This window comes from Streptomyces sp. T12 (assembly GCF_028736035.1).
Lineage (GTDB): Bacteria > Actinomycetota > Actinomycetes > Streptomycetales > Streptomycetaceae > Streptomyces.
Genome location: NZ_CP117866.1, coordinates 6,959,794 through 6,978,656, shown reverse-complemented (window position 1 = coordinate 6,978,656; position 18,863 = coordinate 6,959,794). Strand labels below are relative to the sequence as shown.

The window sequence follows — 18,863 nt, the reverse complement described above, 5'->3', positions numbered from 1 at the left end:
ACAGCCCCCGGTCTCCGGACTCAGGTACCCCCCGCCGCCGGTCTCAGGCACCCGCCGCCCCCAGCCGGCCCGCCACCTCCCGGACCGCCGGCACGTCCTGGTCCAGCCAGTCCACGTCCCAGAGTTCCCCGGGCGCCAGCCAGCGCAGCGCGTCGTGATCCTGGAGGGGCTTGGGTTCGCCGCCGCCGGGGAGGAGGCGGGCCACCCACACCTGCAGGACGTACGGCGACTTCAGGGGCCACTGCCCCGGCACGCGCTCGACCACCTCGGCGTCCACGCCGAGTTCCTCCCGCAGCTCCCGCACGAGCGCCGCCTCGGGTGTCTCGCCGGGTTCGACCTTGCCGCCGGGCAGCTCCCAGCGCCCGGCCAGTTCCTCGGGCGCGCTGCGCCGCGCCGCGAGCAGGCGGTCCCCCTCCAACAGCGCGGCCCCGACCACGATCCGTTCCGTCATGCGCCGGAGCCTACGGGAGCAGCGATACCTCAGCGGTCGGCGCTGTCCCCGTTCTGCGCGATCTGCTCGACCCAGTACAGCTGCTTGTGCCCACGGTCATCGAGGCTGTCCGCGATCTTCTGGGCCTCCGCCCGGGTCGCGTACCGGCCCACGCGATAGCGATTGCCGTTGTCGTCCTGTCGAACGACGAGCCAAGGAAGAGTGATCGTGCTGTCGTTCATCGCGCCCCACTGCCCCTTCCCGCCCACGACCGCCCGAGTCCCTCCCCCAGCCTTCGGCCGGGGGGACCCCCATCTCGCTTCGCTCGCGGCCTGTGCCGTGCCCCGCCCGCTAAGGAAACCGCAATCCGCATATGCCCGAGCCTACGCCTAACCTTTACGCAGCGAATACGGCTTTTCACAAAGAGGTACGCAACCAGCCAAGTCACAGGGGGCGCACGGCATCGAATGCGCCGTGCGCAGACGTCGATGCATCCGGTCACGGGCATATCGAACACGCCCGTCACGACCTGCGAGAACGGCCAGATTCCAACGGCGTTGAGGGAGGCGGGAGTTGGGACTGAGCCGACGGCAACTGCCGTAAAGGTGTGCGCTACTTCACGAACGAGTGCGCTACTTCACCGGGAGGTGGTACGCGACCCGGTAGCGGTCCGCCGGGATCACCACGTCCGCCGTCTCCACGGGGCGGCCGGACGCGTAGTACGTGCGCTGGATGACCAGCACCACATGGCCGGGGACACCGCCCAGCGCCAGCAGTTCCTCCGCCAGGCCGGGGCGTGCGCCCACCTCCTCCGTGACGTTGTCCACGACGACGTCGATGGCCGCCATGCGCTCGACGACACCCATGCCGCCGAGCGGGCCCTCCTCGGGCAGCATCACGGGCGTGCGGCCGGTGACGGCGAGGGGCTCCCAGGACGTGGAGAGCATCATCGTCTCGCCCGCGTCCCGGAAGACGTACCTCGTGCACATGACGCGTTCGCCGGGCCCGATGCCGAGCCGCTCGGCGACGGCGCCGCTCGCCTCGGCCTGCTCACTGTGGGACTCCCAGGTGCCGCGCGCCTCGCCGTCGGCCTGCTCCTGGCGGAAGGGGGTGGCACCGCTCGGCGGGCGGAAGCCGGAGCGGGAGATCCGGCGGGGCACGGGGCGCTCACGGACGTACGTCCCGGAGCCGGAGCGGCCCTCGACCAGCCCCTCGGCCATCAGCACCTTGCGCGCCTCCAGCGCGACGGTGTCCGAGACGCCGTACTCCTCGCGGATCCTGGCCTGGGACGGGAGGCGGGTGTGCGGTGGCAGCGAACCGTTGACGATCTTCTTGCGGAGATCACCCGCGACGCGCAGGTACGCCGGCTGCTCACCGAAAGTCACTGGCCGCTCCCATCAGGTTGTACAGACAGCAACAGCGTGGCAACCGTGGGTTGTCTCACGCAAGCAAAGGCCAGAGAATCACTCGATGTGATGACTTGTGCCTGCGGAGGGCTTTACGCAGGCACTTTCTCCCCGCTATAGCCGCGCTCACACCTGGAGGCCGGCGGCGCTCCCGCTCTCCTCCTCGCTCTCGGAGTCGTCCTCGTAAGTCGGCGCGGTGGTGTCCAGACCCAGAGCCTTGCGCGCGGTGACGGTCGTGGGGCCGTCGACGTACTCGTACCCGTTGTCGTAGTGCGTGTAGTACGTGTCCGCGTCGGTGGCCGCGGCCGCTCGCGCCCAGTCCTTGCGGGCGTCCTCCATCTCCTCGATCAGGGCGGCGACCGGCCCCTTGGCACCGGCCGGCCAGGTGTGCCCGCGCAACGCCTCGATCTGTTCGCCGAGCGCCGCGCGGACGTCCTTCGCCCAGGCCTGGTTCGCCGCCAGGTCGTCCTCGGGGTATTCCTCGGGCTCCTCGTACAGCGCGGTGTCGATGGCGTTGGTCGCGGAGAGGAAGGCGATCTGGTCCACGTCGAGGGTCGTGGAGTCGCCGCGCAGCGAGCCGGTCAGCGTGCCGTTCTCCGCCGTGCTGCCGAACAGGCAGGTGATCTCGCGGTCACCGATGCGCCAGCTCTGCCGGGACGGGACGAGGTAGTAGACGTCCACGTCGTCCGGTACGGCCCAGGTGTCCATGGCGTAACCGTCCTGAAGCGCGTAGCACTTGTCGTCCGCGGTCCGCTCGACCTCGTCGTCGCCCGGGAAGGAGCCGCCCGGCAGCGTGACGACGGCGAACACCTCGCCGTCGTGCTCGCGGGCACAGGGCACCTCGTCGACGTCGTAGGCGTCGCCCTCCAGGTTGCCGGTCGGCGTGTCGAAGCAGTCGCCCTTGGCGAGCGCGTAGGCGGTGCCCTGGCCGTTCGCGGCGTCCCTGAAGCCGTCCCAGAAGTCGGAGGCGGAGCCCGTGGACAGCGCCAGCGCCCACAGCGCGAGGCCGACGGAGGACAGCACGGAGCCGGCGATCGCCATGCCCTTGCCGCGCTCGCCCTTCTTCTTGATCTGCGCCAGCGCGATCAGCCCCAGCACCAGCCCCACGGCCGGCACGAAGCAGAGGATGCCGAGGACGAGGGCGCCGATGGCGACGCCGTTGACGGGCGCGGGGCGGCCGTAGGGGCCGTGAGGGCCGTAGGGGTGGTACGGGTAGGCGTACGGTCCCGGAGCACCGGGTGCGCCGTAGGGGTACGGCGTCGGCGGTGGGTACTGGCCCTGCGCGTACGGCCCTTGGAGCTGCTCCGGGGGCCCCGGTGGCTGCTGGGGTTCGGAGGGCGGAGGTATGGACACGGGTACCGTGCTCCTGGTTCAGGCGGCGGTGCCGGGCGGTGAGAACTGGCGTACGACTGGGCGAATGGTAAGCGGGGGGCGAGGCGGGACGTAATGGGGTTTCGCATACGACGATCCGGGCGGTCGACGAGCTGACCGCCCGGTGGGCTGGAGCTGCGGGGTCGGTGGGGGCGCGCGTCGATGCCTGCGGCGCCTGTGCGGGTGGGGTGGGGTTCGCGTAGCGCGTGCGGGTCAGTGGGTGGGTCGGGGCCGCGCCGGGGGTGTCCGTCCTCGGTCGGGCGGTTGCCGTACGTCAGTGGGGTGCCCTGCGTTGACGCCCGCCGCTGCGGGCGGACACCCCCCGGCACGTCCCCTTCCCGCCGTACGCGGCTGCCGCGCCGCGGGGGCACGCGCCATCCCCGTGCGGGCCCGGGGCCTCAACTCGTCGTCGGCCGCTCACACATGGCTCGTCCCCGCGGTCGGCCGGGTCACTGGCCCGGAACCGTTCCGCGAGGACGAGGGGGACTACTGAACCGGCGCTAGAACTGGAGCGCCCAGGCGTCGATCCGGCCGGTGTCGATGTTCGCGTTGTCGCTCACCCGCAGTTTCCAGGTGCCGTTGGCGGCCTCCGAGGAGGCGTTCACGGAGTACGTGGTGTCGATGTTGTCCGAACTGCCGCCGGTGCCGTACGACTTCAGCGTGTACGCCGTGCCGTCGGGGGCGATCAGCTGGACCTGGAGGTCGCCGATGTACGTGTGGACGATGTGCACCTCGACGGCCAGGGCCGAGGGCGCGTTGCCGGAGACGCCGGAGACCGTCACCGGGGACTCGACCGTGGAGTTGTCGGCGATCGCGTAGTCACCGGTGTTCTCGAAGCGCGGGCCGGGCGGGGTGGTCGTGCCGCCGCCGACGTAGAGGAGCCGGTTGGGCGAGCCCGTGCCGGGGCTGGTGACGACGCCGGTCGTGGCGGCGGACGTCAGGGCCGAGGCGACCTGGGCCGGGGTGGACGAGGGGTTGGCGGCGAGGTAGAGCGCGGCCGCGCCCGCGACGTGCGGGGTCGCCATCGACGTACCGGAGATGGTGTTGGTCGCCGAGTCGCCGGAGTTCCAGGCCGAGGTGATGGACGAGCCCGGCGCGAACAGGTCCAGGACGGACCCGTAGTTGGAGTAGCTCGCGCGCGCGTCGCCGCTCGTGGTCGCGCCGACCGTGATGGCCTCGGTGACGCGGGCGGGCGACCTGGTGGAGGCGTTGGTCGACTCGTTGCCGGCCGCGACGGCGAAGGTGACACCGGAGGCGATGGCGTTGCGTACGGCCGTGTCGAGGGCGGAGTCGGCGCCGCCGCCGAGGGACATGTTGGCGACGGCCGGTTTCACCGCGTTCTGGGCGACCCAGTCGATACCGGCGACGACCTGGTCGGTGGTGCCCTCGCCGGAGTTGTTCAGCACCCGGACGCCGACGACCTTGGCCTTCTTGGCGACGCCGTACGACGACCCGGCGACCGTGCCCGCGACGTGCGTGCCGTGGCCGTGGCCGTCCTGGGCCGTGTTGTCGTTGTCGACGGCGTCGTAGCCGTAGGAGGCACGGCCGCCGAAGTCGCTGTGGGTGATGCGGACGCCGGTGTCGATGACGTACGCGGTCACGCCCTGCCCCGCCGAGTCCGGGTAGGTGTAGGAGCTGTTCAGCGGCAGGTTCTTCTGGTCGATGCGGTCCAGGCCCCAGGAGGGCGGGTTGGTCTGGGTCGCGTCGATGCTGAAGGTGCGGTTCTGGACGACGGAGGCGACGGCCGGGTCGGCGGCGAGCGCCTTGGCCTCGGCCTCGGATGCCTCGATCGCGTAGCCGTTGAGGGCCTTCTTGTACGTCCGCTCGATGTCGGCGCCGTACTTCTCGACCAGGGCGCGTCCGGCCTTGGAGCCCGAACGGGCGTGGTCCGCCTTGAGGTTCACGATGTAGCTGTCGGCCACGGCGTCGGCCGCGCCCGCGTACTGGATACGGCCCTCGGGAGCGGCCGCGGCGGGGAGAGCGGAGACGAGTCCCGCGGTGAGGACCGCGGTGGCCGCGACGCTGAGGGCGGCCAGTCTTCGCCGGGTGTCTCTTCGGGAGTTACGCATCACTGCCATCTGAGGGGTCCTCCTCGATTGGTGGTGCGCTTGTGGGGGCGACACGAAGCGGGCAGGAGCATGTCAACTTCCTGTGCCGTTCCTGTGTGTCAGCCGAAAGATTGAGGCCTCCACAGGAATTGCACAAGGGCCCTGCACGGCGAACTCCGCCCACACGACAGCCGACGACCGCCTTGGGTCAGGCGGCCGTCGGTTCACCGGCCCTGTTCGGTCCTCGCCTTCTTTTCAGGCCCTGCCCGATGAAGCGCCCTCAGTCGTCGAATCCCGTTGCCCGGGTCGACTTCTCCCACGCTGCGATGTCTTCGCGGACCTGGTCGAGGTGGCCGAGGACCGCAGTGACGCCGTCGTCGCCGAGAGGCAGGCGCAACGGCGTGCGGTCGGCCTCCAGCGCGGCCAGGATGAGGGCCGCCGCCTTCGCCGGGTCGCCGGGCTGGCTGCCGTCGCCGCCGGAGACGAAGCCGCGGGTGTCGCTCACCTTGGGGTAGAGGCCGCTGTCCGCGCTGGCCCCGGCCCGGCCGGTCTCGAACAGCGAGGTACGGAACGAACCCGGCTCGACGATCAGCACCTTGATGCCGAACTCGGCGACCTCGTCCGCGAGCCCCTCGGACAGGCCCTCCAGGGCGAACTTCGTTCCGCTGTACGCCGAGAAGCCCGCGAAGGACATCTGCCCGCCCATGCTGCTCATCTGCACGATCGCGCCGGAACGCCGCTCGCGCATGTGCGGCAGCACGGCACGGGTGAGGGCGGCCGGCCCGAAGACATGCACATCGAACAGTTCGCGCAACTCCTGCTCGGTCGTCTCCTCGAACGCGCCCACATGGGTGCGGCCCGCGTTGTTGACCAGCACGTCGATCCGGCCGTGCCGCGCGATCACATCCCGTACGGCGGCCTCGGCGGCCCCCGTGTCGCCGACGTCCAGCCGCAGCGCCTCCACCTGATCGGGGTGGGCGGCCACGAGATCGTCCAGCCCTTCGGGCCGCCGTACCGCACCCACCACCACGTCACCGTCGGCGAGGACCACTTCCGCGATGGCCCGCCCGAAACCGCTGCTCGCGCCGGTGATCAACCACACCTTGTTCATGACAGCTCCTCATGATTGCGGTAGCCGCGTCGGCTTATGCGGACAAGCCTCCGACCGGGACCGGTTGCCCGTCCAAGACCTTCGGTGATAACCGAAGGTTATGACGATGGACGTGCATGTGCGGGACCTGCGCTACTTCACGACGGTGGCGGAAGAACTGCACTTCACCCGCGCGGCCGAGCGGCTGTACGTCTCCCAGCCCGCGCTCAGCAAACAAGTACGGGCGCTGGAGCGGCAGCTGGGCGTGGAGCTGTTCCGCCGCGGTCCGCAGGGTGTGTCCCTCACCGAGGCCGGTACGGCACTGCTGCCGCATGCGCGGCGGGTGCTGGACGCCTGGGCGGAGGGGGCGGCGGCGCTGGAGGCCGCCCGGGCGGCGGCGCGCGGCACCCTGGTGGTCGGCATGAGTACCAGCCCGGGGCGCGGCGGCCTGCTCCCGGCGATCCGCTCCCGCTTCACCGCCGCGCACCCGGACACGGTCCTGCGCCTGCGCCAGGTGAGCTGGGAGGACCCGACGGCGGGGTTGGCCGGCGGCGACGCGGACGTGGCCTTCGTCTGGCTGCCCCTGCCCGACGCCGAGCGGTATGCCTGGACGGTGGTCGCTCAGGAGTCCCGCCTGGTCGCTCTCCCGGAGTCCCACCCGCTCGCGGCCCGTGCGGAGATCGACTTCACGGACCTCGCCGACGAGCCGTTCCTCGCCCTGCCGACGAGTGCGGGGCCGTTGCGTGACTACTGGCTGGCCCTGGAGGAGCGGGGAGGCCGGCCGCCACGTGTCGGGGCGGAGGTGGCGAGCACGGAGGAGACGTACGAGGCGCTGGTGGCGGGGCTGGGTGTCTGCCTCGTGGCTGCGGGGAACGCTCCGCTGATCACCCTTGGCGGGGTGGTGACGCGTCCGGTGCGCGGGCTCTCGCCGAGCCGTTACGCGCTGGCCTGGCGCAAGGAGGACGCGGGGCGGCCGCTGGTGCGGGCGTATGCGGAGGCGTGCCGACAGGTGCCGAGGCGGGCGGGACCCATGACATAACATCAACTTCCCCTCCGTACACGTCACTTGCCGCAGCGAGGCCACTGTCATGGCAGACAGCGAAACGTCGCCTTCCCTCTCGCCGTCCACCGCGTCCGGGCGCTCGGGCGCACCGTTGATGGACGACGTGATCACCACTGTCGCCCCCGAGACCGCGGACGTGGACCCGCGCAGACGGAACCGGAAGGTTCTCATCAGGCTGTGCTGGGTGATCGTGAGCTCGCTCGTGCTGTTCCTGGTGGCGAAGGGCGCCGAATGGCTGACGTCGGAGCACGACGCGAAGGTCGCCGGCGAGGCGGAGGACACGGTCGACCGGCAAGGCCCGGCGTTCTCGGCGAGTGTCCGGACCGACACCGACAACACCGAGGCAACGCTCTTCGACGAGCCGTTCTCCGCCCGGGAGAAGCAGCGGCTCGTCGGACCGCCGAAGGACCTTCGCCCTGTGACTGCGGCCCACCACGGACGAGGCGTCTTCCTCCACGACGTCTGGAACCGGAACATGGGGGTCGAGACCTGGGGATACTCCGAGGCGTGGCTGGTGGACATCATCAGTGACAGGAAGGCCTCCCTCGTCATCAACGACATGCGGATGAAGGGGCTGCGCTGTGCCCCTGCCAGGGCCACGACCGTCATCTACAAGCTGGACGAGGGCGGGGCCCACTACAACGGGATGCTCTTCGACACGTCACGCCCTGACACCCCGCTCATCACCGACGACACCGAGCACTACGGCGAACCGTTCTTCCAGCACAAGAAGATCGACCTCGGAAACGGCGCATCACCCGGAGGCCTGCGGATCCAGGTCACGTCCGGCACGAACGACTGCACCTGGAAGGCATTCGAAGTCACCTACGTCGACTCGCAGGGAACGCACACCCAGGACATCACGAACAACGGCAAGGGCTTCGCCGTGCACGGCATCGCTGCCGAACAGAAGCAGGTCTTCGAATTCTCCGTCATCGGGATCGCGGAGTGCGCCCCGAGACCCCCGACGTCCTCGCCCTGCGTGGGATGACCCCGCGTCCTCCCCAGCCGCCCCGGCGTTGTCAGTGGCCCCCACTACTGTGACGGCCACTTGATCGAACGATCACCGACCGGGGGGTCGGCGAAGGGGAGGGGCCGTGCGGCGCTGGGAGTTTGTCGGGGACGGTTCGGCGAAGTTCTGGGAGGCGGAGGCCGAGGGCGCCGCTGTCACCGTGCGCTACGGGCGAGTCGGCGCGGACGGCCGTACGCAGGTCAAGGAGCTGGATTCGGCCGAGGCGGCTGTGCGGTATCTGGCGAAGGTGATCGCGGAGAAGGAGCGCAAGGGCTATCGGGAGGTCGCGGCGCGGACCTCAGCGGATGAAGCCGCCCTTCCCGACGAAGCCGCCCTTCCCGGCGAGGTCGTCTTTCCCGACGAGGAGACCTTCGAAGTGCCGGTCGCCTGGCGGCGGTTGGTGTACCCGAGGCGGGGCGGGTTCGCGCGGAACATCGGGGGGCCGCGCCAGGACGCCGAGGAGTTCGTGGCGGGGCGGCTGAAGGAGGAGGCGGACTGGGTCGAGCAGATGCTCTCCGCGCCGAACAGCGACGCGCAGATCGTCGAGGCGACCCGTGCGCAGCTGAGCGGGAGTCCCAGTCCGCTCGGGGCGGCCGCCCTGGCCGCGGTGACGATGCACTACCAGCTGCCCGACGGGGTCTTCGTGGACGCCTGGGTCCGTTCCCACGGCCTGGCCTTCGCCGCGCGGGCGGTGGTGGAGTACTTCGACATCGAGGCCCACTGGATGCAGTACGGCGGGCAGCGGGAGGATCCCTGGATCGGCTTCCGTCCCGGCACCACCGCCGACGGCGGCCACTGGGCCCGGCCCAAGTTCGCCGACCGGATGCGTGCTCTGCTGGCCGTGGCCGACGAAGGCCCCTACCGGCAGGCCGTCGCCGCGCTCGCGGACTGCCGGGGCGGGGCGCGTCGTCGCATCGCCGTGTCGTACCTGGTGCCCGGCGAGCGGGACTGGGTCGACGAGGCCTGTGCGGACGCGGGCGCCGTCGACCCGACGCTGCGCGCGATGCTGCTGTGCTCGCTGAATTCCCCTTCCCAACTGGACCGCTTCGGCGGCAAGTTCGACGTCGGCTGGAACGACTGGACGACGCCGCTCGTGGCCACGCTCGCCGAGGGCACCGGCAAGGACTTCGCCCCCGTCCTGGAGCGGGGTATCGACGTGGCGTACGGCTCCGACCGGGTGAAGGCCTTCGCGGGCGCCCTCGTGGAGCTGCCGACGGACGACGCCTTCGGGATCCTCCTCGCCCGCGTCGAGGACAAGCACGTCCGCCCCAATCTGCTGGAGGCGATGCGGCGTTACCCCGTCCGTGCCCTGCGCCTGCTGGGGAAGGCGGCGGTCGGTTCCGCCAAGTACGCGTCGATGGCGGAGCAGTTGCTGGCCGCGCACGTCCAGGCGCACCAGAAGCTGACGGCCGCTGTGCTGCCCGACCTGCCCGCCGATGTCGCCGGCCTCGTCGAACCGCTGCTGACCAGCCGTGACCGCGTGGCCGAGGCCCCGGTCGAGGCGCTGCCCGCGCTGCTGGTCAGCCCGCCGTGGGCGAGGAAGCGTACGGCCCGCAGGGCGCGCGTGGCGGCCGAGGCGCCGGTGGCCCCGGAGCCGCAGGTCGTCTGGCTGCCGGGCGAGCGGGAGGACTGGGCCGGGACCACCTCCTGGTACAGCAAGTGGCGGGGTGCTTACGACTACGCCAAGGAGATCAAGACCTTGCGGCAGGGCGGGCAGTTGAAGGATGTCCGGGAGGCACGGCTGTTCGTCGTCGGTCCGGAGAAGGTCGTCCGTCCGCTGCTGGCCGTCTTCACGCCCGAGGACTACTGGGACGGCGAAACCGCTCTGAGGCCGGTGGCCGCGAGGCACGGGGTGCACGCCCGTCCCCTGATGCTGCACGCCGCCGCCCGCCACCCGGCCACTCTGGGGACGCTGATCCTGCCGTATCTGGACGTCGAGGTCGCCGGGCTGGTGTGCGACTGGCTGGCCCGGCTGAAGTCGGCCGACGCCACGGCCCGTGCGTGGCTGGCGCGGCACGGTCTAGCCGCCGTACCCGTGCTCGTGCCGCACGCGGTGGGCAGGGCGGGCACGGTGCGGCGCGGTGCCGAGCAGGCGCTGCGGCTGCTGGCGGACGCCCATGGTGGTCGGGCGTCGGTGCTGGAGGCGGCTTCCGGGTGCGGGCAGGAAGCCGTGGGCATCGTCGAGGAGTTGCTGTCCGCCGATCCGCTGGAGAGCGCCCTTCCGGCGCGCATGCCGGCGATCGGCGCCTGGGCCGACCCCGCGCTGCTGCCGCAGATCCTGCTGAAGGAGGGCGGCGCGCTGCCCGCCGACGCGGTACGGCACGCGCTCACCCTGCTGGCGCTGTCCAAGCCCGGTGAGGTCTACCCCGGCCTCGACGTGCTGACCGAGACCTGCACCGCCGACTCCCTCGCCACCTTCGCCTGGGGCCTGTTCGAGCAGTGGCGGCTGGCCGGCATGCCCGCGAAGGAGAGCTGGGCGCTGCACGCCCTGGGCCGGCTCGGGGACGACGAGACCGTACGGCGCCTGACTCCCGTGCTGCGCGCGTGGCCCGGTGAGGGCGCCCACCACCGTGCCGTGGAGGGGCTGAACGTCCTCGCGACGATCGGCACCGACGTGGCGCTGCTGCACCTGCACGGCATCGCCCAGCGAGTGCCGTTCAAGGCTCTCAAGGTCCGTGCCCAGGAGAAGATCGCCGAGGTCGCCGAGGGGCTGGGCCTCACGAGCGAGCAGCTCGGCGACCGGCTCGTCCCCGACTTCGGCCTCGACGCCGACGGCAGCACGGTCATCGACTACGGCACCCGGCGGTTCACCGTCGGCTTCGACGAGCAGCTGCGCCCGTATGTCCGCGACGCCGACGGCAAGCCCCGCAAGGCCCTGCCCGCCCCGGCCGCCAAGGACGACCCGGAGCTCGCGCCGGCCGAGCGCAAGCGGTTCGCGGCGCTGAAGAAGGACGTCCGTACCGTCGCCTCCGACCAGGTACGGCGGCTGGAGGCGGCGATGGTCGGCGGACGCTCCTGGACGGCCGCCGAGTTCCAGGGGCTGTTCGTGGCGCATCCGTTGCTGTGGCACCTGGTGCGGCGCCTGGTCTGGCTCTGCGAGGCGGACGGCGAGGTGACGGCGTTCCGGGTGGCGGAGGACCGTACGTTCGCCGACGTGGGCGACGACGAGCTGACGTTGCCGCAGGAGGCGAGCGTGCGTGTGGCGCATCCGCTGCACCTGGGTGAGGAGTTGGGTGCCTGGTCGGAGCTGTTCGCCGACTACGAGATCCTGCAGCCCTTCCCGCAGCTGGGCCGGGCCGTGCACGCGCTGACCGAGGAGGAGGCGGCGAGCAACCGGCTGGCCCGGTTCGAGGGCGCCACCACCCCGGTCGGCAAGCTGCTCGGCCTCACCAAGCGCGGCTGGGAGCGGGGCGAACCGCAGGACGCGGGTGTGGAGCGCTGGTTCTCGCGGCGGGTCGACGACGGCCGGTATCTGGTGATCGACCTCGACCCGGGTATCCCCGTCGGCTGGGTCGACGGGCTCGGCGACCAGACCTTCCGGGCCGTCTGGCTCGACCACAGCCCCGGCGACCACTACCCGAGGCGCGACTACCCGCTGCGCTTCAACGGCCTCGAGCCGGTCATCGCCTCGGAGCTCCTCGCCGACCTCACCGAGGTGACCGCGAAGTGAGCGCACCCCTGTCCCCCGTGACCCCCGTGACCCCCGTGACCCCCGAGAGCGCCGAGGAGCAGCTCCAGCGCCCGCCCGCCGAGGTCCGCTACGCCGACGAGCTCGCCGCCCTGCGTGCCGCCGACGGCGATCCCCGCCCGCCGGGCTGGCAGCTCAGCCTGCGCGCCGCCCGCCGCTTCATCGTGGGTGACGAACAGGCCGGCGTCAGCCGCAAGTTCGTCGGCAACGTCTCCCTGGTGGAGCGGGCCCTGGTCACCCTGGCCACCAACCGCGGCCTGATGCTCGTAGGAGAGCCGGGCACCGCGAAGTCGCTGCTGTCGGAGCTGATCGCGGCGGCCGTCAGCGGCACCTCCGCGCTCACCGTGCAGGGCGGAGCCGCCACCACCGAGGACCAGATCAAGTACTCCTGGAACTACGCCCTGCTGGTCTCCGAAGGCCCCTCCCCCCGCTCCCTCGTCCCCGCGCCCATGCTGCGCGGCATGGCCGAGGGACGGATCGTGCGCTTCGAGGAGATCACCCGCTGCCCGCTGGAGGTGCAGGACTGCCTGCTGTCGCTGCTGTCCGACCGGGTCATCGCCCTCCCCGAACTGGACGGCCCGCAGGGCATGGTCTTCGCCCGCCAGGGCTTCAACGTCATCGCCACCGCCAACACCCGCGACCGGGGCGTCAACGAGATGAGCGCCGCGCTCAAGCGCCGCTTCAACTTCGAGACCGTCTTCCCCATCCCCGACTTCGACACCGAACTGGCGCTGGTCGAAGCCGAGGCCACGGCGCTGCTGCGGCAGTCGGGAGTGGCGGCGGCGCCGCGCCGGGACGTGCTGGAGGTCCTGGTCGGCACCTTCCGCGAACTGCGCGGCACGGCGGAGCGGGGCGAGCGGATGTCGACGGTGATGAGCACCGCCGAGGCCGTGTCCGTCGCGCACGCGGTGGGGGTGCGCGGCTGGTTCCTGCGCGGCGAGCCGGGCAGCGCGTCCGACGTGGTGGCGAGCCTGGCGGGCACGGCCGCGAAGGACAGCCCCGAGGACCTGGCCCGGCTGCGGAGGTTCCTGGAGCAGGAGGTGCCTCGCCGCAAGGGCGCGCAGTGGCAGGCCCTGCACGACGCGCGGCATGTGCTGGCGGACTGATGCCGGGCACATCGAGGGCCGGTGACGTGCCGCCGCCCGCTCCCGACTCAGCCGCTTCCGACTCCTCCGCTCCCGACTCCGCCGTCTTCCTCGGCGTACGGCACCACTCGCCCGCGTGCGCCCGCCTGGTCGGGCGTGCGATCGAGGCCCTGCGGCCGGCGTACGTCCTCGTGGAGGGCCCGGCGGACATGAACGACCGGCTGGACGAGTTGTTGCTCGGGCACCGGTTGCCGGTCGCCGTGTTCAGCCATTACCGGGACGAGACGCGCGTCGCGACCTCGTGGGCCCCGCTGTGCGACTACTCCCCGGAGTGGATCGCCCTGCGTGAGGGCCACGCCTCGGGCGCCGAGGTCCGCTTCATCGATCTGCCGTCCTGGCACCCGGCCTTCGCGGAGCGCGCCGACCGGCACACCAACCGCTACGCCGACGCCGAGGCGAGGTACGCGCAGGCGACGCGACGGCTGTGCGCGCACTTCGCCGTGGACTCGGTGGACGCTTTGTGGGACGGGTTGTTCGAGGTCACCGCACCGGACGACGGCCCCGACGACCTGCGGGCACGCCTCGACGCCTACTTCGACCTGGTGCGCGGGGACGCGGAGGCGGATGCCGGGGACCGGGCGCGTGAGGAGTACATGGCGTCCTGGGTCCGCGCCGCGGTGGCCCGCGCCGGGCAGCGCCCCGTGCTGGTGGTGACCGGTGGCTTCCACCAACCGGCGCTGCGTGCGCTGTCGTACCGAAGCAGCGGCCGGGGCGAGGGCGAATCCGACCGTCCCTCCGCCTGGCCGGAGGTGCCCACCCCGCCCGACGGCGCGCTCGGCGGCAGCTTCCTGGTGCCGTATTCCTTCCGGCAGTTGGACGCCTTCGCCGGTTACCAGTCCGGCATGCCCTCGCCGGGCTACTACCAGCAGCTGTGGGAAGGCGGCCCGCAAGCCGCCGCGCAGGGCCTGCTGCGCTCCGTCGCCGAGCGGCTGCGCACCCGCAGGATCCCGGTGTCCACGGCCGACCTGATCGCCGCGCGTTCGCTGGCCCAGGGGCTCGCCCTGATGCGCGGGCACCCGTACGAGAGCAGGGTGGATGTCCTGGACGGCCTCGCCGGTGCGCTGATCAGCGACGATCTGGAGCAGCCGCTGCCGTGGAGCGGCCGGGGCACGCTCGGCGCGGGGAGCCATCCGGTGGTGGTGGAGATGGTGGCCGCCTGCGCCGGTGACACCGAGGGCCGACTGCACCCCGACACCCCGCTGCCCCCGCTGGTGCACGACGTGGCCGGACAACTCGCCCGCCTGGGCCTGGCCGACGCGGACGAACCGGTCACCTTCGACCTCACCGCCGAAGCCGGCCTGGCCCGCAGTCGGGTCCTGCACCGCCTGCGGGTGCTGGGCATCCCCGGCTTCACCCGGGTCTCGGGCCCGGCCGACGGCGCCGACCCGGTGTTCACCGAACGCTGGGAGCCCGGCCCAGCGAGCGGGCGCGAGGCGGCGCTCATCGAGGCGGGCGCGTACGGGGCGCGGTTGGACGAGGCGGCCTCGGTGGTGCTCGGGGAGCGGGCGCGGGCGGCGGGCACGGAGGCCGGGCCGCTCGCCGGGCTGCTCTTCGACGCGGTGCTGTGCGGTGTGGGCCCGCTCTGCGACGAACTGCTGGAGGCGCTCGCGGCCCAGGTGGGACAGGTCCCGGAACTCGGACCGCTCGGCGAGGTGTTGGCGGCGGCGCTGGGTCTGTGGCGCCACGACCGGGTCTTCGGCGTGGCGCGCGGACGGCTGCTGGGCAGCGTCGTCGCGGGCGCCGCCGACCGGGTCTTCTGGCTGGCGGAGGGGCTGCACGGCGGCCCCGGCGTGGACTTCGCGCGGTTGCGCGCACTGGCGGCGGCACGGGACGCGCTGCTGCACGCCCCGGAGTTGCTGTCGGTCACCCGGGAAGCCGCCGCCGAGGCCGCCGCCCGCATCGGCCGCGACCGGCGTGCCCCCGCCGACCTGCGCGGCGCCGCCCTCGGCCTGCGCTGGGCCCTGGGCCTTGCCGACGACCCGGCGACGGCCGTACAGACACTCGCCGACACCGCCGCGGGCGCCCTCGGGGACTGGCTCGCCGGCCTGTTCGCGCTGGCCCGCGAGGAGGTCACCGCCGGCGCCACGGCCGAGGGGAAACCCCTGATCGACGTACTGGACGGCATCGTCTCCACGATGGCGGAGGACGACTTCCTCACCGGCCTGCCCGCACTGCGCCAGGCCTTCGCCTTCTTCCCGCCCCGCGAACGCGAGCGCATCGCGGAGCACCTGCTGCAGCGGCGCGGCAAGCACGGTTCGGCGCGCTCGCTGCTGCGCACGACCGCCGACCCGTTGCTGCTGGCCCGCGCCAGAGCCCTGGAGGAGAACGTGGCCCGACTGCTCGACCGGCACGGCCTGGGGGCGGTGCGATGAGCGCCGGGACGCCCGAAGAGCCCGCCACGACCCCGCCGGACCAGGACCCCGCGCTGGAACGCTGGCGCCTGATCCTCGGCTCCCCCGCCGAGCGCTGCACCGGCCCGCTGCACGGTTCCGCCGCCGCCCGCGACGCCGCGCTCGACTGGCTCTACGGCCGTGACGAGGACCTGCGCCGCCGCGGTGTGCGCCGAGGCGGGTCGGCCGACACCCGCGAAGGCGGCAGCGGCCCGTCCCCAATCACCGCGGTCGACTGGCTCGACGACATCCACCGGCTGTTCCCGAAGGAGACGGTGGAACGGCTGGAGCGGGACGCCGTCGAGCAGTACGGGATCCATGAGATCGTCACCGACCCGGACGTCCTCGCTCGCGTCGAACCCAGCCAGACCCTGCTGCGCGCCGTCCTGCGCAGCAAGCACCTGATGAACCCTCAAGTCCTCGCGGCGGCACGGCGGATCGTCGAGACCGTCGTACGGCAGCTGATGGAGCGCCTGCGCCCAGAGGTCCGCCGGGCCTTCACCGGCTCCCGCTCGCGCCGCCCGAGCCGTCTGCCCCTGGCCCGCGACTTCGACTTCCGGACCACCATCCGGGCCAACCTCGCCCACTACGAGCCCGGGGAACGCCGCGTCCTCATCCAGCGCCCGCACTTCCACTCGCGTACCCGCCGCCACCTGGAGCAGTGGCAACTCGTGCTGCTGGTCGACCAGTCGGGTTCCATGGCCGGCTCGGTGATCCACTCCGCCGTGACCGCCGCCTGCCTGTGGAGCCTGCCGGGTCTGAAGACCCACCTGGTCGCCTTCGACACGCAGGTCGTGGACCTGACCTCCGAGGTGACCGATCCGGTGGAGCTGCTGATGGGGGTTCAGCTCGGCGGCGGCACCGACATCGCCCGGGCCGTCGACTACGGCGCCTCGCTGGTCGAGAACCCGCGGCGTACGATCGTCGCCCTCGTCTCCGACTTCTACGAGGGCGGCGACCCGTACCGCCTGGTCCGCACCGTGCGCGGGCTGGTCGAGCAGGGGACGACGGTGCTCTGCCTGGCCGCCCTCGACGAGGCCGCCGATCCCGTCTACGACCGTGAACTGGCCGGGCGGCTGGCCCAGGCCGGCTCCCCGGTGGGTGCGATGACGCCGGGCCGGCTGGCCGAGTTCGTGGCCGAGAAGGTCGGCCGGGGAGGACAGGGAGGACAGGGACAGTGACCGTCCATTCCGCTCGGGCCGTCCCTTCCCCTCGGGCCGTCCGCGCCGATCTGCTGGCCCTGACGCCCCAGACGCTCGCTTCCCTCGCCAACCGCGGCCTGGTCAAGCGAGCCGAGAAGGACCTGGCGGCGGGCTCCGGCCCGGAGGTGACCGTCGCCGACGACGGCACCGTACGCGGCCGCTTCCCGGACGGCACGGACACGGCCCTCCCACCGGGCCTGGGCCTGGACGCGGCGGACTGCGGCTGCGGGGCCACGGGGGTGTGCCGCCACCGCATCGGCCTGGTGCTGGCGTACCAGCGCACGGCGCGGTCCGCCCCGGAGGACGACCTGCCCGCCGCCGCGGCCGAGTTCGTCGACTGGTCGCCGGCCGAGTTCGACGACGACGTCCTGGCCGCCGCGCTGGGCCGGGCGACCCTGACCGCGGCGCGGCGCGTCAAGGAGCGCGGCTACCTCGCCCGCCTGCACCGCCCCACCCCCGACGCGCCGGAGCCCCGCGTCGAACTGCCCACCTGCACCGTCCGTTTCCCGGTCCCGCGCGAGCTGGGCTACGCCCTCACCGACGCGTCCGCCGCGCTGCGGGGCGAGGTCGTGGCCCTGGCGGTGTGGGCGTTCCGGGCCGCGGACGCCACCCGGGCCACGGAGGTGAGCGTCGGCGGCCGTGCCGCCACCTCGACCGCCGCCTCGACCGGCGCCGCGGAAGGCGCCGAGGGCCCCCTGCGCACCGCCCTGGCCCTCGCCGACGACCTCCTCCTGGACGGCGTACAGCAGGCGGGCCCGGTCTTCGCCGGGTCCCTCGCCCGGGCCCAGGAGTCGCTGACCGCCGCCTGTCTGCACTGGCCCGCCGGGACGGTGGCCGAGCTGCAGGAGCAGATCGACGCGTACGCCAGCCGCGGCACCCACTACGAGACGGAGCGCTTCGCCCTGCTCCTGGCCGAACTCCACGCCCGGCAGCGCGCCGCCGGCCACGACCCGGTCGCCGTGCTGGGCACCAAGGAGGCGCCGCAGACGCCGTTGCGCCGGGTGCGGCTGGTGGCGCTCGGCTGCCGGATCGGCGGCACCGCGAGGGACCGTACGGCCGAGACGTACTTCGCCCACGCCGAAGCCGGGATCGCCCTGGTGCTGCGCAAGCGCTGGGACCTGACGCAGGACCAGTCCCCCACCGGGCACGAGCTGTCAGCCCGCCGCCTGCTCGGCTCCCCGCTCACCACCCTCGCCACGGCGAACGTGGTGAGCGAGCACACCTCACGGGCAGCCGACCGGACCGTCGCCATCTCCCGGGGCCGTATCGCCGCCACCAGCGTCACCCCGCTCGGCTCCGCCTGGCGGGAACTGCCCGCCGGTCTGCTGCTCACGGACACCGCCGCCCACCTGCGGGCGGCGGGCGAACGGCCGCCCCGGCTGATCCGCCCGCGCGTGGCGGCGGAGTCGGTCCGGGTGGTGGAGGTGGCGACGGTGGAGTCGATCGGCTACGACCCCGCCGCGCAGCGGCTGGAAGCGCTCGTACGCGACCCGGCGGGCAACGACGTCCTCGTCCGCGCCGACTACAACCCGCTGTGCCCGGGCGGCCTGGACGCGCTCGCCGCCGCGCTCGGCGACGACGAGGTCCACTGCGTCAGCGGCATGCTGAACCGCGCCCACGGCCGGATCGTCCTGGACCCCCTGGCCGTACTGACCTCCACCGGCGTGACGGTCCCCGACCTCGCTCCGGGCGACGGCGACACCACGCTCACCCTGGCCCCGTCCCGCCCGACCGACCCGATCACGGCGGCCTTGGCCTACGCGCTCACCGCCCTGTCCGAAGCGGCCCACCACGGCCTGCGCCGACTCCCCAATCCGGCCCGCACCCGCCTGGCCGACAGCGCGACAGCACTCCAGCGCACCGGTCTGCACACCGCCGCGCGCCTCGTACGCACCCTGCACACGACCCTCGACCGCGACGGCGCCACGGCAGCCGTCCCGGCGTGGGTGGACGCCCAGATCCACCTGGCGGTGAGCCTGGAACTGCACCAGGAGGGCGCCGAAGAACCCTAGAGCCGA

Annotated in this window: 13 protein-coding genes; 7 read left to right on the top strand and 6 right to left on the bottom strand. The window is 72.7% G+C overall.

The annotated features are described in order from the left end of the window. Nucleotides 1-43: 43 nt before the first annotated feature. From PBV52_RS31610 to PBV52_RS31585, 6 genes are all read right to left on the bottom strand, one after another. The gene (locus PBV52_RS31610; protein ID WP_274242954.1) at nt 44-451 is read right to left on the bottom strand and encodes a (deoxy)nucleoside triphosphate pyrophosphohydrolase; all 408 of its coding nucleotides are present in this window, start codon (nt 449-451) and stop codon (nt 44-46) included. A 29-nt stretch (nt 452-480) separates the two neighbouring features. Next, entirely contained in the window at nt 481-672 is a 192-nt protein-coding gene (locus PBV52_RS31605) for an SPOR domain-containing protein (protein ID WP_274242953.1), read from the bottom strand. 390 nt (nt 673-1,062) lie between these two features. Then, nucleotides 1,063-1,815 (bottom strand): GntR family transcriptional regulator, encoded by a 753-nt coding sequence (locus PBV52_RS31600; protein WP_274242950.1) that lies wholly within the window; start codon nt 1,813-1,815, stop codon nt 1,063-1,065. Nucleotides 1,816-1,962: 147 nt separating this feature from the next. Beyond that, nucleotides 1,963-3,189 carry a DUF4190 domain-containing protein gene (locus PBV52_RS31595; RefSeq protein ID WP_274242948.1) on the bottom strand — a complete coding sequence of 409 codons (1,227 nt, stop codon included), beginning with the start codon at nt 3,187-3,189 and terminating at the stop codon, nt 1,963-1,965. 518 nt (nt 3,190-3,707) lie between these two features. Next, nucleotides 3,708-5,285 (bottom strand): S8 family peptidase, encoded by a 1,578-nt coding sequence (locus tag PBV52_RS31590; RefSeq protein ID WP_274242946.1) that lies wholly within the window; start codon nt 5,283-5,285, stop codon nt 3,708-3,710. Nucleotides 5,286-5,535: 250 nt separating this feature from the next. Continuing rightward, the gene (locus PBV52_RS31585; RefSeq protein WP_274242943.1) at nt 5,536-6,366 is read right to left on the bottom strand and encodes an oxidoreductase; all 831 of its coding nucleotides are present in this window, start codon (nt 6,364-6,366) and stop codon (nt 5,536-5,538) included. A gap of 100 nt (nt 6,367-6,466) precedes the next feature. Between PBV52_RS31585 and PBV52_RS31580 the strand changes: the two genes are divergently transcribed. The 7 genes from PBV52_RS31580 (at nt 6,467) to PBV52_RS31550 (ending at nt 18,857) form a co-directional block, all read left to right on the top strand. Next, the gene (locus tag PBV52_RS31580; RefSeq protein WP_274242941.1) at nt 6,467-7,384 is read left to right on the top strand and encodes a LysR family transcriptional regulator; all 918 of its coding nucleotides are present in this window, start codon (nt 6,467-6,469) and stop codon (nt 7,382-7,384) included. 49 nt (nt 7,385-7,433) lie between these two features. Then, nucleotides 7,434-8,399: a hypothetical protein gene (locus PBV52_RS31575; protein WP_274242940.1), complete on the top strand. Its 966-nt coding sequence runs from the start codon at nt 7,434-7,436 to the stop codon at nt 8,397-8,399. A gap of 106 nt (nt 8,400-8,505) precedes the next feature. Next, nucleotides 8,506-12,090, top strand: a complete 3,585-nt coding sequence (locus PBV52_RS31570; RefSeq protein ID WP_274242939.1) for a DUF4132 domain-containing protein — start codon at nt 8,506-8,508, stop codon at nt 12,088-12,090. A 17-nt stretch (nt 12,091-12,107) separates the two neighbouring features. After that, nucleotides 12,108-13,214, top strand: coding sequence for an AAA family ATPase (locus PBV52_RS31565; RefSeq protein ID WP_373922035.1), 1,107 nt, complete (start codon nt 12,108-12,110; stop codon nt 13,212-13,214). Beyond that, complete coding sequence (locus tag PBV52_RS31560; protein ID WP_274242938.1) at nt 13,214-15,625, top strand: DUF5682 family protein; 2,412 nt, start codon at nt 13,214-13,216, stop codon at nt 15,623-15,625. The genes PBV52_RS31565 and PBV52_RS31560 overlap by 1 nt, the downstream gene beginning before the upstream one ends. Continuing rightward, nucleotides 15,622-16,824: a VWA domain-containing protein gene (locus tag PBV52_RS31555; protein WP_274242937.1), complete on the top strand. Its 1,203-nt coding sequence runs from the start codon at nt 15,622-15,624 to the stop codon at nt 16,822-16,824. The genes PBV52_RS31560 and PBV52_RS31555 overlap by 4 nt, the downstream gene beginning before the upstream one ends. Next, on the top strand, nt 16,821-18,857 hold the full coding sequence (locus tag PBV52_RS31550; RefSeq protein ID WP_274242935.1) for a hypothetical protein: 2,037 nt from the start codon (nt 16,821-16,823) through the stop codon (nt 18,855-18,857). Before PBV52_RS31555 ends, PBV52_RS31550 begins: the two co-directional genes overlap by 4 nt. Nucleotides 18,858-18,863: the final 6 nt, after the last annotated feature.

What these genes read in the sequence shown, in the direction of transcription:
- PBV52_RS31610 (WP_274242954.1), bottom strand. Translation starts at nt 451, where the DNA reads ATGACGGAACGGATCGTGGTCGGGGCCGCGCTGTTGGAGGGGGACCGC.
- PBV52_RS31605 (WP_274242953.1), bottom strand. Translation starts at nt 672, where the DNA reads ATGAACGACAGCACGATCACTCTTCCTTGGCTCGTCGTTCGACAGGAC.
- PBV52_RS31590 (WP_274242946.1), bottom strand. Translation starts at nt 5,285, where the DNA reads ATGGCAGTGATGCGTAACTCCCGAAGAGACACCCGGCGAAGACTGGCC.
- PBV52_RS31585 (WP_274242943.1), bottom strand. Translation starts at nt 6,366, where the DNA reads ATGAACAAGGTGTGGTTGATCACCGGCGCGAGCAGCGGTTTCGGGCGG.
- PBV52_RS31580 (WP_274242941.1), top strand. Translation starts at nt 6,467, where the DNA reads ATGACGATGGACGTGCATGTGCGGGACCTGCGCTACTTCACGACGGTG.
- PBV52_RS31575 (WP_274242940.1), top strand. Translation starts at nt 7,434, where the DNA reads ATGGCAGACAGCGAAACGTCGCCTTCCCTCTCGCCGTCCACCGCGTCC.
- PBV52_RS31560 (WP_274242938.1), top strand. Translation starts at nt 13,214, where the DNA reads ATGCCGGGCACATCGAGGGCCGGTGACGTGCCGCCGCCCGCTCCCGAC.
- PBV52_RS31555 (WP_274242937.1), top strand. Translation starts at nt 15,622, where the DNA reads ATGAGCGCCGGGACGCCCGAAGAGCCCGCCACGACCCCGCCGGACCAG.